The 14,020-nt window shown below is 58.0% G+C and carries 12 protein-coding genes; 9 read left to right on the top strand and 3 right to left on the bottom strand.

The window, feature by feature from the left end:
* The first annotated feature begins 11 nt into the window (after positions 1-11).
* Positions 12-623: a DUF6992 family protein gene (locus ACFE7X_RS11800; RefSeq protein ID WP_375435870.1), complete on the top strand. Its 612-nt coding sequence runs from the start codon at positions 12-14 to the stop codon at positions 621-623.
* Between the two features lie 65 nt (positions 624-688).
* On the opposite strand, the gene ACFE7X_RS11795 is transcribed toward ACFE7X_RS11800, so the two are convergent.
* Positions 689-2,797 (bottom strand): matrixin family metalloprotease, encoded by a 2,109-nt coding sequence (locus ACFE7X_RS11795; protein WP_375435869.1) that lies wholly within the window; start codon positions 2,795-2,797, stop codon positions 689-691.
* A 229-nt stretch (positions 2,798-3,026) separates the two neighbouring features.
* Between ACFE7X_RS11795 and ACFE7X_RS11790 the strand changes: the two genes are divergently transcribed.
* Genes ACFE7X_RS11790 through ACFE7X_RS11775 form a run of 4 tightly spaced genes read left to right on the top strand, consistent with a single transcriptional unit; the run spans position 3,027 to position 5,969 of the window.
* Positions 3,027-3,575 carry an RNA polymerase sigma factor gene (locus tag ACFE7X_RS11790; RefSeq protein WP_375435868.1) on the top strand — a complete coding sequence of 183 codons (549 nt, stop codon included), beginning with the start codon at positions 3,027-3,029 and terminating at the stop codon, positions 3,573-3,575.
* A complete protein-coding gene (locus ACFE7X_RS11785) occupies positions 3,572-4,270 on the top strand; it encodes a hypothetical protein (RefSeq protein ID WP_375435867.1) in 699 nt (232 codons plus the stop codon). Before ACFE7X_RS11790 ends, ACFE7X_RS11785 begins: the two co-directional genes overlap by 4 nt.
* Positions 4,267-5,208, top strand: coding sequence for a hypothetical protein (locus ACFE7X_RS11780; protein WP_375435866.1), 942 nt, complete (start codon positions 4,267-4,269; stop codon positions 5,206-5,208). The genes ACFE7X_RS11785 and ACFE7X_RS11780 overlap by 4 nt, the downstream gene beginning before the upstream one ends.
* A 20-nt stretch (positions 5,209-5,228) precedes the next feature.
* Positions 5,229-5,969 (top strand): hypothetical protein, encoded by a 741-nt coding sequence (locus ACFE7X_RS11775; RefSeq protein WP_375435865.1) that lies wholly within the window; start codon positions 5,229-5,231, stop codon positions 5,967-5,969.
* A 111-nt stretch (positions 5,970-6,080) separates the two neighbouring features.
* On the opposite strand, the gene ACFE7X_RS11770 is transcribed toward ACFE7X_RS11775, so the two are convergent.
* Positions 6,081-6,992, bottom strand: a complete 912-nt coding sequence (locus ACFE7X_RS11770; RefSeq protein WP_375435864.1) for a DUF72 domain-containing protein — start codon at positions 6,990-6,992, stop codon at positions 6,081-6,083.
* 674 nt (positions 6,993-7,666) lie between these two features.
* Between ACFE7X_RS11770 and ACFE7X_RS11765 the strand changes: the two genes are divergently transcribed.
* The 4 genes from ACFE7X_RS11765 to ACFE7X_RS11750 all read left to right on the top strand — a co-directional run bounded on the left by ACFE7X_RS11765 (position 7,667) and on the right by ACFE7X_RS11750 (position 12,120).
* On the top strand, positions 7,667-8,434 hold the full coding sequence (locus tag ACFE7X_RS11765) for a septal ring lytic transglycosylase RlpA family protein (RefSeq protein ID WP_375435863.1): 768 nt from the start codon (positions 7,667-7,669) through the stop codon (positions 8,432-8,434).
* 122 nt (positions 8,435-8,556) lie between these two features.
* Positions 8,557-9,171 carry a hypothetical protein gene (locus ACFE7X_RS11760; protein ID WP_375435862.1) on the top strand — a complete coding sequence of 205 codons (615 nt, stop codon included), beginning with the start codon at positions 8,557-8,559 and terminating at the stop codon, positions 9,169-9,171.
* A gap of 104 nt (positions 9,172-9,275) precedes the next feature.
* Positions 9,276-11,741, top strand: a complete 2,466-nt coding sequence (locus ACFE7X_RS11755; RefSeq protein ID WP_375435861.1) for a penicillin acylase family protein — start codon at positions 9,276-9,278, stop codon at positions 11,739-11,741.
* Between the two features lie 16 nt (positions 11,742-11,757).
* On the top strand, positions 11,758-12,120 hold the full coding sequence (locus tag ACFE7X_RS11750; protein ID WP_375435860.1) for a hypothetical protein: 363 nt from the start codon (positions 11,758-11,760) through the stop codon (positions 12,118-12,120).
* A 138-nt stretch (positions 12,121-12,258) separates the two neighbouring features.
* Here ACFE7X_RS11750 and ACFE7X_RS11745 read toward each other — a convergent pair whose 3' ends face one another.
* The gene (locus tag ACFE7X_RS11745) at positions 12,259-13,467 is read right to left on the bottom strand and encodes an alpha/beta hydrolase family protein (protein ID WP_375435859.1); all 1,209 of its coding nucleotides are present in this window, start codon (positions 13,465-13,467) and stop codon (positions 12,259-12,261) included.
* Between the last annotated feature and the right edge of the window lie 553 nt (positions 13,468-14,020).

The raw sequence follows: 14,020 nt of genomic DNA, 5'->3' as shown, positions 1-14,020 counted from the left end.
TTCTAGCTGCTATGTCCTTCTTGCTGCGCCCGCTTCTGTTCCTGCTTTCTGTTCTGGCACTGCCCGCGGCAGCTCAGCAACTACCGCCTGCCTCCTTACCCGACTACAACGCCCAACGCACCGCCCTCGACCAGCGCGGCAGGCCAGTACTTGGAGTTTGGGCCATCGGCAATGTGGGTATAAGCGGGGCGCGCGCTTTTGCCACCGAGGGCCGCGAGAAGTACTTTCATCAAATGAACGTGGGCTGGGGCGTAGTAAACTTGGCGCTAGCTGGTTCGGCGCTGCGCGCCGCCCACCACGCTGCGCTTCCTACCAACAGGGCCAGCACGGTAAAGGCTCAGCTACGCACCGAAAACCTTTACCTCTTCAACGCCGGCCTCGATGTAGCGTACCTGGCCACCGGTCTCTACCTGCAAGAGCGTGCCCGTAGTCGTTCCACTCAGCGCCAGCAAGACCGCCTAACCGGCTATGGCCGCTCTTTACTTCTGCAAGGTGGCTTCCTGCTAGCCTTCGATGGCATATTGTTCGCAGCGCATTATGCCCACGGGAAGAAAGGCCTTTATCCGCTTCTGAGCCACGTGCAAGCTGGCCCAAACGCAGTAGCTTTCGTGGTGAGGCTGTAAAGGGCGAAGCTGCGCTCCGTTCGGCAACAAGAACGTCAACTTAAGCTTCCACAATACCACCGTCTTCATTCCACCCGCAAAAACGGCAGATTAACTTCTTGGCCTTCGGACGTACGCAGACGGAGCACATACCAACCAGGGCGCAGTAGGGCAGTGGGAATAGCTAAAAAGTTGAGGCCGGACTGATAATCCAACCCGAGTAGACTATGCTGCCGGCCAATAGCATCAACAATAGAAACCCGGAGGCGGCCCGCAGCCGTGGCCGGGTACTGCAAGCGGAGCCCTGTAGCCCCGGCCGGATTAGGGAATAGCTGCGGCTGCCCAGCGGTGGCGGCGTTGCCATAGGCGGCCTGTGGAGCGGCCGCATCGAGGCTGCCGTTGGGGCGGCGCAGGCGCAGGCGGTAGTACCGCAGGCCAGACTGGGGCGCAGCATCGAGGTAGCGGTAGGCGTTGCCCGTGCGCGGCACGGTGGCTAGCGTTTGCCAGGCAGTGGTGTCGAAAGCCAAGGAACGTTCGACTACAAAGTTTTGGAGAAAACATTCGTCCTGGGTGGTCCAGGTTACGGCAATGCCATCGGCGCCGGTAGTTGCGGCAAAGCTGGTGAGTGGGGCCGGCAGCATCGGGCTGGGGCCGCAGCTCGGCGTTACGAAACTACGACTGCGCAGCAGCAGGCGCGCCCCCGTGATGTCGTCGGCGCTGATGGCGCGGCTGGTTTGGCCGCGGGCCACGGCGTAGTGCATCACGGCGCGGGGTAAAATTACGTGGGCGAGTTGCTGGGCGTGTCCTAGCTCGTGCACGGCTACCGTTTCGAAATCCAACTGAGGCGTTACGGCCGACGCGGGGCCAAACTGCCAGTTGGTACCACTATCAAACTGCATGTCGATTTCCTGCACGGCAAAGGCTATCGTACCGTCGGGTTGGAAGCAGCCCTGGTAGTAGCTGGTCGTGCGGCCCAGCACGTTGACGGGCAGTTCGGTTCCCTCATCGAACCCAACGCTGTTTTCACTGTCTTGCTTGGCGCCGCGTTCGGTGCGTGTGGCGGCTTCCACGTCCCAGTTCACGCCGCTCTGGCAGCGCCAAGTAGCTAAGGCATTTCGGAAAGCCGTTACGGCGCGGGTATTGGCTGCAAAGCCAGCTTCGAAGCGGAAGGCATAGCCTCCACGCCCGTTTTGGTTGAGATGACTCGGGCGTATCACCTGGCTGGAGTCGTTGGCAGGCAGCACGTTGCTGATGGCGTAAGGAATCGTAACGGCGCTTAAACTGGTGACGAAGAGCTGGTCGGCGCTGGTAACGCGCACGGTGCCGCTGCCCGCCGGACTACGGCTCCCCCCACTGGTCTGGCTCGTAGACGGCACCCGCACCTGAATACGGGTATCAGTCCAGCTTACGTAGTCGGTGGCGCGGGGCTTCACGAACGAGCTGCCCCCGTTATCGGCATTGCGAAACTCTACGAAACCCCCACCACGCGTTGGCCCGAAGCCGCTACCCGAAATAGTAAGCACAGCCCCTGTGCCGGCTGGCACCGTACTCGGGCTTAACGTGGTAATGACAGGAGCTTGCCCGCGGGCCTGCGGTGGGGCGGCTAACTGCCGCGCTACCGCCGTAGCTAGCGCCGGGTTGGGCTGCACAACGCGCCTGGCTTGGCCGGTAGCGGCCGTTAGCGTCTGGTAGAAATCCTCGTTGATGAGGCCATATTCCCGGAATGGCTCGGCGGCCGTGGCGTCGCTTAAATCATATCCAATAAATCCTTGTTGGCTGCCATAAGCAACCCAAGCGGCTCCCACGCTTTCGGTGCCCGGAAAGGCAGCGGGCGTCAGGAACAGGACGCCTTGCTGGCCCGGTTGCAAGGCCAGTGTGTTGGTGAGGTCTTGCCGGGCTAGGTCCACGCTGCCGCCCTCGGTTAGCACCGTCAGTACAGCCGGAGCCGTACCTTTTAGCGCGCTGAAAACCCGAAATTGATGAGCCGTATAAATGCGCTGGTGCCTGCTGTCCCACACGCTGCGGCTGGCTGTCACCTCGCCTTCTACCACCAGCGTCGCTTGCGCTGCTCGTTGGGCCGGGTCGAGGGCCAACAGCAGGCAGTGCGTTTCGGGGGCGGCAGTGGGAGTTTGGGCCGAGGCCGCCCCCATCATCAGAAACAAAGAGAAGAAGCTGGCAGAGAAACGAAAGCGCATAGAATAACACCAGTAGAGGACTGCTCAAGATACGGGATTTGAGCGGTTGCGGACGGCTCCGCCCGCGCACAACTACACAATATCCACTGTGCTTGGCACAGCTGGCTAGTTGAGGCGGAAGCAGCCGTCCGAAAGTCTTCCGAACAGAGGGCTTGTGCTTCGTTGGCTTTTTTTCTGCTTGCGCCAACCTTTGCGCGGCTTGGGTTCCCTTTACATCAAATAACGGCCCGTGACTTCGCTTCCTGCGTTCAACAATTCTGAAGAACAACAACTGCTGACTGGCTGCCTTGCGCAAGACCGCCAAGCACAGTATCAGTTGTATCAGCGTTACAAAACGGCTATGTTTTCCTGTGCGTTGCGCATTCTGGGCGGCGACTATGATCTGGCCCAGGATGCGTTGCAGGATGCCTTTGTGGATGTGTTCCGGCAGTTGGCCAGCTTCCGGCAGCAGTCCACGCTAGGTGCCTGGATTAAAACCATTGTGGTGCGGCGGGCCTTAGCCACGCTTCGGCGCGAACAGCGCATGGAAGTCTATGACCCGGAGCGCCACCCCGAGCCGCTCGTAGCCTGGCACGACCAGCTAACCGGCCAAGCGCTGGAAAAAGCCATCGACGAGCTACCCGCGGGCTACCGCGCCGTATTCTGCCTGATCGAGGTAGAAGGCTATTTGCACCGCGAAGTAGCCGAGATGCTTGGCATTTCGGAGGGCACCACTAAGTCGCAGCTTTTTCATGCCAAGCGGCTGCTCAAAATCAAACTTCATCACCTGTATTTATGAACCAGACCCCCGACCTGCCTGAAGAAGGGCACCAAAACCTGCGGCGGGCACTGAAAGAATTGCCCACCCACGAGCCGGCTCCTGCCACTTGGTCCTGCATTGAGGGCCAACTGGCGGCCGACGAAGCCATACACCGTACCCTTCCCCAATTACCCACCCACGCCCCGGATGATGCCGTATGGGCCGCCATTGCCGGCCGCCTCGACCAGCCCCAGCCGGAGCCAACACCCCTGACGGCAACGCCGGTAGCGCCCGTTGCAGTTCGGCAACTGTGGCCCGCCAAGCACCTCCGCCTTGTCGCCAGCGTGGCCGCGGCTGTTCTGCTACTGGTGCTAATTTGGTGGCAGCGCCCCGTCGCCAACGAGGCATCCTTCCCCCGCGAAACCATCACCTACACCGAAGAAATCGTGGAAAGCCCGGTGGCTACGCTGCCCGTCCAAAGTGCCGCCGATCCGCTAGGCCAGGAAGGCGTGGCCTTTATTGATGCGCACTGCACCTCGTTGCCTACCGTCTGCCAGTCGGGCGAGTTCAAGGAGTTGCGCACGCAACTCACGGAGTTGGAAGGCGAGGAATTGCGTTTGCAAAAAGCGGCGCAGCGCTTTGGAGCCACGCCGGAGCTAGTCCGCAACCAAGTGCGGGTCACTACCCTCAAAGCGGCCATCACCCGGGAGCTTATTCAACTCCTAATCTCATGATTGCCTTGCTTTTAAATATAGGAAAGACCCGTCGTTGGGGTGAGATCCTGCTGCTGGGGCTGCTCTACTTTGGCCTGCTTGATATGGCCCAGGCGCAGCGCAAAGTCCAGGTGCTCACGCGCACCATCGAGCAGACCTTGCCCTGCCCGACGGGTACGCTCGTCCGCATTCGGGCCGAAAAAGCCACCCTGAAAGTGCAGGGTTGGGATAAGCCGAGCGTGCAGGTGGTGCTGCGCCTAAGTGCCCGCCACCCCGAGCGCGCCACCGCCGAACGGGAATTGCCGGCTGCCCGCTACCGAATAGCCAAAAAAGGTAGTACCGTTGACCTAGTCAACTACTTCGCAATACCCGTTGGGGCCCCACCCGTCCGCAGCGACTTGCGCGCCGAATACACCGTGATGATGCCCGCGGGCAATGCCTTGGAGCTAGTGAATGCCTACGGTCGCACCGAGCTACTCGACTTGATCGGCCGTCAAACGCTGGTGCAGGACTTCGGCGAAATTACGCTGCAAGACCTGCGGGGCAGTCTGGAAGCTACCATTCGCTACACCGAGCTAACGGGCACCAACCTCAACTGCGCGTTTGTGTGCCACGCCGACAAGTCGGCGGTGCAGCTAACGGGTGCCGGGGGCACCTATGCCATCAGCAACGCCTACGGCACCATTGTATTCGAGCCCAACGATGAACTGAAAAGTGCTTTCGTTGATGCCAGCCGCACCGAGGTAACAATTGGGGTACCACAACTCTCGCTTTTCAACTACAACTTGGGCACCAGCCAAGGCAAGCTGGTAGTGCCGGCTAGCTACCCCTCCAAGCGTACCCTCACGGGTCGCAATACCTTGCAAGTCACCAACGACGCCAAGTTGCCGCTTATCCGCGTCAGCACCTCCTACGCCCCCATCACGCTCCAGACCCAACCACTCCTCGTCCAGCCCTGATCTGCTCTGTTACCTGCTCTATGAATCAAACTTCTATTTTCAACCTGGCTGCCCGGCGCGGGCTCCTGCTTTGCTTGCCGCTTTGCCTAAGCTTGCTGCGACTAGCAACTGCCCAAACCGCGCCCGACACCACCCGCGTGCGGTACAGCGAAGAAACAGTTGCCGAGCCCGACTCCTTGCGCACTAGTGCAGTAAAGCAGAGCTATGGCAAGCTGACGCGGTTGCAGATCGAAGAGCAAAGCCTTTGGAAGCTCGGACTAAATAGTTTCAGAGGCGCACTCTCTACCCTCCCGGTGCGCTACACGCGCTACGGTTTGTATCTGATTTATGAGCGCAAGCTGCGGTCTGATTTATCGGTTATGGCAGAATTGGCGCCCGATTTTACCCGGTACCGGCCAGCTGAGGACGCCCTGCTGCGCAAAAGATTCAGCGTACGGTCGCAACTAGCCGGGCGCTTCTACTACAACCTTGACCAGCGCATTCGCAAAGGCAAAAGCGCCAGTAACTTCTCCGCCAACTACTTGTCTCTGGCAGTGGGCAATGGCTTCGGCCGCCGCGCCCACGAAACGCCCTTCTATTACTATCAATCCAGCAAACCCATCGTGCGCGCTGACCTAGCCCTTCTCTATGGCCTGCAACGCCGGCTAGGCCAATACGGCTTCGTTGACTTCAACGTGGGTATTCGCACCAAATTAGTCCCCGAAATCGACGATTTTGATTTTACTACTACGCTGCGTTTGGGCTTGGCCATGGGCCGGTAGGGCAGCGTTTGATGGCTACTGCCTGGTGGAGTAGGCAACCAATGAAACAGGTCTGCTTCGACTCCGCGCAGCAGACCTGTTTCATTTTAGATTTATACTACGCACTGCCCTCTAGAATAAGCTGCCTTGCACTGGCTGCGGGATGATGTGGGGTGCCGGAACTGTGATGCCCGATAAGGTGTGGAGCTTTGCCAGAAAATATTGGGTCCAGAGGGGCGTGTGCATGATGTCTTTTTGGTGCACAAACAAATACACGGTGTGCAAGCCCTGTTGCAGCCATTGCGCGATGCGCGCCGCCCACATATCAGCGCGCTGATAGTCGGAATTGATGAGGCCGTGGCCGTTGAAGCGGATAAAGGCGGCTGGAGTGGTCAGGCGCATTGCCAGCACGTCGCGGCGGCCAGCCACATCCGAAAGCACCAGCGTCTTGTTGAGGGCTTCGAGCATGGCGGCCACGGCAGCAAAGGCCACTTTATCGGTGTACCAGCCCGGATGGCGTAACTCCACGGCCAACGGCACATCGGGTGGGAAGTCGAGCAGATACCGCTCTAACCGGGGCAGGTGCTCGGGGCCAAACGTTGGCGGCAGTTGCAGAAAACACCACCCCAACCGCTCATTCAATTCCCGAATGGAGCGACAGAAGCTGATGGTTAGATCATCAACGTTATAGAGTGCCCGGTCGTGGCTGATAACCTGGGGCAGTTTGGGGCAAAAGCGGAAGCTAGGCGGCACCGCGTCGCGCCACTTGCGCACTGTGGGCGCATCCGGAATGCGGTAGTGCGTGGTGTTAAGCTCTAACCCATTGAATTGCCGAGCGTAGTGGTGCAGATAGTCGGCGTCGCGGATGCCAGCCGGGAAGTACGAACCCAGCCACGCCTTATTGGTCCAAATAGGACAGCCGACAAACACTTGGGGCACGACGGGCGTAGCCGCGGCACGGGCTAGCACGGCGGCCGTGTCGGCATGATCGGGGGGCAAACGAAAATCTACGTAGCGCAGGTCGGAAAGGCGGCCAAAATCCATGCAGCAAATTACGGCGAAATGAATTGGCAGGCTAGTAAGGCCACCAGAACTGAAGCGGAATCCTCGTGCCGTCTTTTATTGGTTTCAGGGAAGCGTTTTTCCAGATTTTCCAGAGGAACTCTCTCCTTGAAGCCCGGCAACAACCTAGCTTTTCAAACCGCAGAGCAAACCAACTACCCATTACGCGCCGCCACGCTTCCGCAAAATAGACAAGCCACTGGACCGACAGCAACTCTCACTACTGCGCCAGTCGAGCCCCCTGATTTTTGCATAGCTCCTCCGCTAACTACCGTTGGTTTCATTTACTATCCTTATGAAAATTCCGCGACTTTTACAACCCGTCTGAAACCACAAAACTGGCTTGGGTTTTAGTTTTTTTTTACCAGCAGATAATCTCATTTTTTACAAAGCAATTATATAGTCTATTAATAATGCAAAACACGGCTTAGACAAACACAAACGCATATTTACTGTAGTTACATCCAATAAGTTAAATGCAAATTTTATTAAAAATGCACAATTTTACTCTTGCTTGATAACCTGTCTTAATGAGAGAAACGGTGCTAGTTTGAAAGTCGCTGCTAGATTTGTTTTGTTCACAACACAGCGTAGCGATGAAATTGACCTCACGACTGAGTGCTTCGAGCTTACTAGCAATTTTGTACTTTTCAACTTTGTCCTTCCTTGCTCCGGAGGCTAGTGCTGCGCGCTTTAGCGTCGACGACGACAAAAATCCAGCTCTTGCGGCACGCCGCGCCGCTGTGCTTCGAGGCCGCGCTTCGTGGTACGGCAAAGACCATCAGGGCATGCGCACCAGCAGTGGAGAGCGGTTCGACCGCAACAAATTCACTTGTGCGCACAAGACCTTACCCTTCGGCACCAAGTTGCGCGTTACCAACCCCGAAACGCACGCATCGGTTGTTGTCCGGGTTTCCGACCGGGGCCCGTTTCGGCACCAGCGCATCCTCGACCTTTCCGAAATTGCGGCTCGCCCTCTAGGTATTGTCGATCATGGCGCTGTATCGGTGCTGGCTGAAATAGTGCCCGACGATACTCCCCTCGGCCCAGCCAACGCGCCTGCGGACCTTGCCCTGCTACTCAACGATCCAACTATTGTCACGGAGGCCGGCTTACACACTGATATCCGCACCGGCGCCACCGAGGCCGACGACATAGCTATTCTCCCCGAACCCGCTGCCACGTATGTGGTACAAGCCGGCACGTTCGGCGATGTCCGCAATGCCCAAGCGCTAATCGATCGGATTCAGAGTCTCGATCCAAAGTTGTTGGTGACGACAGTGACCACAAATACGGCAGGCGGCAAAACGCTGAACCGGGTGGTGGTAGGTCGCTTTGCTACCCCGGCAGAGGCCAAGGCCGTTTGCCAACGCCTCAGCAAAGTAGGCGTAGTGGGCATGGTACGCCAAGGCGAGAATCTATAGAAATTAACGCCTATACTTTGAGAGGCTGCCGACACGTTGTGTTGGCAGCCTTTTTTATGTCGCCGTGGCAGAAAGTATTCGGGCCTTCAACATGATTTGTTTTTTATTCTCCTATCAGTTTTATGAAAACACTGCTTCTACTGGGGTTAGGATGCGTCCTAACTACATCTGCTACCGCTCAAGCGCAGAAAGGAACTCGTTATCTAGGAGCTAGTATCGGCAGCTTCAGCTACAGTCACGAATACGACCGCAACAGCTTCTCGGCTGCGTTGGTCCCCACTGGTGGCCTATTTTTGACGAACAGACTGTTACTTGGCAGCGAAGTACAGCTTGGATATAGTTTACTGCGTTTCCGCAATCGGAACAGCAGTGCCTTGAATTATCGTCGTCGCGTTTTCAGCTACGGTTTTGCGCCTGTCGCCCGCTACTACTTTAACAGCACTGGGCCACACCGTTTTTTTGGGCAGTTGAGTGCCGGAGTCTTTTGGCTGAATAGCCGCAACAATGATAGCATCCTTGGTAGCTACGACGGGAGAAGCCAAACCCAAAACTACGCCAAGGCGGGCATTACTTTGGGATATAACTACTTCGTAACGCCCGGTGCGGCTCTGGAGGTTACTGCTGGCTATAGCCATACCAGCAGCCTAGCCGCCTTCAATACTGGCTTTCTTGATGTGCGTGCCGGCTTTGCGGTCTTCCTGCCTTCTAAGCAAGCAGCCACCGTTCCAGCTCAGTAAATACCCTTGTACTACTTGCAGCGCGGCACGTAACCTACCCTGGTTTGCGTGCCGCGTTTTTTTGTCGGATGTTGTGTTGCAGACGCACTCATCTGCTTGAATCTATGCTCCGCTACATTCGGGCGCTCTTGGCCCTCCTTGTTGCCTCTATTCTGACCTGGGCCCTCAATACCAAACATGGCGACGTACCGCCGTTCGGCAAGTTTCTAAGCCCTTTCCGGGGGTTCTGGCAGAACGGCGAAACCGCTGATGCGCTACCAACCCAGCAGACGCTGCAATTGCCGGGCCTGCAACAACCCGTGCAAGTGCGCTTCGACGATCAGCGCGTGCCGCACATCTTCGCCCAGAACGACCATGACCTGTACTACACCCAAGGCTACCTGACGGCCCAGGACCGGCTTTGGCAGATGGATTTCATTGCCCACGTAGCCGGCGGGCGGCTGGCCGAAATAGTGGGGCCGGCCCGCCTGGAAACCGACCGGTTCTTCCGCCGCATGGGCTTGCCATTCGGGGCCCGCAAGTCGCTGGATTCGGCCATGACCGACCCCGTGGTTCGCACCGTGCTTACCTCGTACGCCGATGGCGTGAATGCCTACATTGGTACGCTCAGCCCCCAAACATTGCCCTTTGAATACAAGCTACTCGATTACGCGCCCGAGCCCTGGGAGCCGCTGAAAAGCGCGCTGATTCTGAAGTACATGGCGTTTGATTTGAGTGGCCGCTCCGACGACCTGCGCATGAGCAACGCCTTAGCCAAATATGGGGCGGCCGTGGTGAAAGACCTGTTTCCCGACTACCCTACCCGGGAAGACCCCATCGTGCCCATCGGGACGCCGCTGGACTTTCAGCCGCTGCCGGTGCCGCCTACGCCGCCCAGCTTTCTGGCGGCGATGTCGGGTGAAACGCCGCAAAACGAGCCGGACCCGGAACTAGGCTCCAACAATTTTGCGGTCAGCGGGGCAAAGTCAGCGACGGGTTACCCGCTGCTCGCCAACGACCCGCACTTGCAGCTCAACCTGCCCAGCATCTGGTATCAGGTGCAACTGGCGGCGCCCGGCGTGAACGTGTACGGGGTAAGCATTCCGGGGACGCCTTTCACCATTATCGGGTTCAACGAGCAGGTGGCCTGGGGTGTAACCAACGTGGCCGCCGACGTCATGGACTGGTACCAACTCAAGTTCAAAGACAGCAGCCGGCGCGAGTACTGGCACGACGGCCGCTGGAAACCCGTGCGCCGGGTAGTGGAACGCATCAAAGTGCGCGGGCAGCCCGACCAACTCGATACGGTGCTCTATACGCACCACGGCCCCGTTGTGTACGATAAGCCGGAAAAGCCCTTCCTGGCCCAGACGCCCATAGCCCACGCCATGCGCTGGACCGCCCACGACGCGGCCAATGAGTTCCTGACCTTCTACCGGCTCAACCGCGCCCGCAACTACCCAGACTATGTGGCAGCGCTTAGCACGTACGGCACTCCGGCCCAGAACTTTATTTTCGCTAGTGCTGCCAAGGACATTGCCATCTGGCCCAACGGCCACTTCCCGCTGAAATGGCGCGACCAAGGCAAGTTTATTCTCGACGGCACCGACCCCACCTACGACTGGCAAGGCTGGATTCCGGCCGCCCAGAATCCGCACGTCAAGAACCCGGCGCGTCAGTTTGTGTCGTCGGCCAACCAGTTTTCCACGGGCCCCGATTACCCGTACTACCTGAACTGGAACTACGGCGACGGTAGCTACGACCGGGCGCACCGCATCAACCAGCGGCTGGCCCGCATGAGCCAGGCCACCCCCGACAGCCTGCGGTTGCTGCAAAACGACAACCTCAACCTGAACGCCCAGTTGATGCTGCCCCGGATGCTGGCTTTAGTAGCTGGCGCCGCCAACGGCGACACGCTGCTTTCCGATGCTTCGCCCGAGGGCCGGGTGCTAGCCGAAATGCGTCGCTGGAATTACGCCTATACCGCCGATGCTCTGGCTCCCAGCGTGTTTGATCTGTGGTACGGCAACTTAGTGAAGCGCATCTGGGAAGATGATTTCGGCTTGAAAGCCACCGGCTTGGAAATGCGCGACCCCGCTCGTGACCGAACCAACACGCTCATCCTACAAGAGGAAAACAGCCCCTGGGTGGATAACCGACGTACGCCGCGGCGCGAAACCTTACCGGAGCTTGCCCGGCGCAGCCTGCGCTTCGCCACCGATTCCCTGACCCGTAAATATGGCCCCATCGGCCCGAAATGGCGCTGGGCCAGTCAAAAAAGCACCGATATTCTGCATATGCTTCAAATCCCCGGCTTCGGCCACATGGACTTGGACTGCGGCGGCGGGGCCGGCATTGTGAATGCCACCACTACCCGTACGGGACCTTCGTGGCGCATGGTGGTAGCGCTGGGGCCACAGGTACGCGCCTATGGCGTGTTTCCGGGTGGCCAAAGTGGCAATCCTGGTTCCGCTGCCTACGACGATATGCTGGAAACTTGGCGCGTAGGCAAGCTCAACGAGTTGGTGTTTCTGCGTAGCGCCGGCGAGCCGAATCCGCGTGTACGCGCCGCCTGGACGTTATCCAACTAGTTTTTCACCTACTCCTATGCTGCTTTTCCTACTAATTTCACTACTTGCCGCGGTAGCTCAGCTTTTCTTGCCTTGGTGGGTGATAACGCCCTTATGCTTCGCGCTGGCCGCTTGGCGCAACTTATCCGGCGGCCGGTCGTTTGTGGCTGGCTTCTTGGGTGTTGGGGTGGGCTGGCTGGTACTAGCCAGTTGGCTGAGCTTTCGCAATGAGGGCTTACTGGCCCACCGGGTAGCGCAGCTATTGCCACTAGGCGGCCAGGGCTGGCTGCTGGTGGTAGCAACGGCGGTGATAGGCGGCTTGGTGGGCGGCTTGGCAGCATTAGCTGGCGCTTGGGTCCGGCAGGCCGTAACGCCCAAGGCACCTATACCAGCTAGATAAGGCAGTTTCCTTGTTGATATAAACAGAAAGCAGCGTGGAGTTAAAGCTCCGCGCTGCTTTCTGTTTAAAGTAGTTGGGACGTCAAGACCTGCCCAACATAGCTTGAACGCGCAACAAAACGGGCGCGGCCTGCTAAGCTTAGTACTGCGAGATAAAGCCTAGCGCCTCTAGCGTGTACTGCGTGATGGACGTGAAGTGGTTGCCACCCCGAATAGGATGCAACGTTACCTGCGTGGCGCCGCGGGCACGCATGGCCTTGTAAGCGTCTTCCGAGTTGAAGTAAGGCACGTAGTCATCGGCGGTGCCGTGGAAGAGGGCCAATGGGGCCTTTGGTTGCCAGTCGTGGATGTCGTTGTCGCGAAAGGCGGCCGCCATGGGAGCGTCCGTTTTGTTGAGGATAGTGGTCCGGAAAGTAGTGGTAAACAAGTCACTTGGCGTTTCCGGCACGTCGCTGAATGGGTTGGCTTGCAGTTGCGTCGCCCAGGGCTGATTGAAGTAGTAGCTCGGGGCCCGGTTGATGTTATACACCCGGTTGTAGGTATCCAGCACCCACACATAGGAACTCAGGAAACTAAGGTCCTGGTTGGAGCCCAGGATGTAGTTGGCAAAGGCAGTTTTGTGGTACGCCCCCGCCCCCGGAGCACTCGCCGTAACCGCAAATTCGGTTGGAAACTTCTCCTCAATGAGCTTGTGCAGCGCCATCGTGGCATACCCGCCTTCCGAATAGCCCAGCAAGAAATTCTTCTTGTTGAGGGCTACCTTTTCCTTTTCACAAAACTCCTTCACGGCCCGCATCATATCCAGCGACGCCGACGCCAGAGAAGCCGCATGCTCGTAGGGGTGCGGCAACGCCTTGCTCGCCCCGTAGCCAATATAATCGGGAACCGACACAACGTAGCCCGTGGATGCCAGCAACGACACCGCCGAGTACACCTCACTGCTAGCGCTATAGTAGGACGGGGCCCGGTCTTCGCCGTCGGGGCTGATGGTGCCGTGCTGGTAGCTGAGCAACGGCAACGCCTGCGTGGTCACGGGCACCAGCAGCGCCCCCGATGCCGTAATCTGCTGGCCGTCGGTGTTGCGCGTAGTGTACGTTAGCTTATAGACCCGGATTGGGTAACGAACCAGTGCTCCAGCCAGGGGAATACCTGACACGCGGCTGGTTAGTGCGGTAGGGCTGTACTCCCCGATGAGGGTGCTGGTAAGTAAGTGGGTTTCGACGGCAACCGGCGCTTCGGGCTGCGGTGAAGTTTCTTTCGAGCAACTGCTGCCAGCTGCTACGCCCAAACCGGCCCACAAGATCAAAGTGAGGCGCAGTCGGCGGAAATCAAGTTTTTTCAAGAACACGTTGGAGGCTTAGAGTTAACTATCACTCTTATAACACCACCTGCACCAAAAGATTTCCGCTAAGCTGCCGCAAATCCAACTCTCTTACCTCACTACCAATCGATAGGCAAATACTGCTACTCTTGGTGCGCCTCAAACCTACTCAATAGGATAATTGTCATGCCGAGCGCAGCGAGGAATCTGGGTTTCTTCGTTGAACAACTAAATTCAGATTCCTCACTGCGCTCGGCATGACAATTATCCTGGTGCATTGTCACCAATTATTTTTATTATAACTAAATAATTAGTTGAATAACTAAATTATTAGTTATACCTTCAATCCATTACCTCTCCGCTTATGCAAACCTTCCCCGAACTGACCAGAGCCGAAGAGCAAGTGATGCAGGTGCTCTGGCAGCGCGGTCCTTCTTTCGTGAAGGACGTGCTAGCCGAAATGCCTGCTCCGCAACCGGCCTACAATACGGTTTCCACCATCATCCGCATTCTAGAGCAAAAACGCTTCGTAGAACACGAAGCGTTTGGGCGCACGCACCGCTACCGCGCCCTTGTGGCC

It is taken from the genome of uncultured Hymenobacter sp. (assembly GCF_964242765.1).
Lineage (GTDB): Bacteria > Bacteroidota > Bacteroidia > Cytophagales > Hymenobacteraceae > Hymenobacter.
This window is presented reverse-complemented; position numbering and strand designations above follow the sequence as displayed.

Coding starts and splice junctions, on each gene's coding strand:
- ACFE7X_RS11785 (WP_375435867.1), top strand. CDS start 3,572: ATGAACCAGACCCCCGACCTGCCTGAAGAAGGGCACCAAAACCTGCGG.
- ACFE7X_RS11775 (WP_375435865.1), top strand. CDS start 5,229: ATGAATCAAACTTCTATTTTCAACCTGGCTGCCCGGCGCGGGCTCCTG.
- ACFE7X_RS11760 (WP_375435862.1), top strand. CDS start 8,557: ATGAAAACACTGCTTCTACTGGGGTTAGGATGCGTCCTAACTACATCT.
- ACFE7X_RS11795 (WP_375435869.1), bottom strand. CDS start 2,797: ATGCGCTTTCGTTTCTCTGCCAGCTTCTTCTCTTTGTTTCTGATGATG.
- ACFE7X_RS11770 (WP_375435864.1), bottom strand. CDS start 6,992: ATGGATTTTGGCCGCCTTTCCGACCTGCGCTACGTAGATTTTCGTTTG.
- ACFE7X_RS11780 (WP_375435866.1), top strand. CDS start 4,267: ATGATTGCCTTGCTTTTAAATATAGGAAAGACCCGTCGTTGGGGTGAG.
- ACFE7X_RS11755 (WP_375435861.1), top strand. CDS start 9,276: ATGCTCCGCTACATTCGGGCGCTCTTGGCCCTCCTTGTTGCCTCTATT.
- ACFE7X_RS11800 (WP_375435870.1), top strand. CDS start 12: ATGTCCTTCTTGCTGCGCCCGCTTCTGTTCCTGCTTTCTGTTCTGGCA.
- ACFE7X_RS11750 (WP_375435860.1), top strand. CDS start 11,758: ATGCTGCTTTTCCTACTAATTTCACTACTTGCCGCGGTAGCTCAGCTT.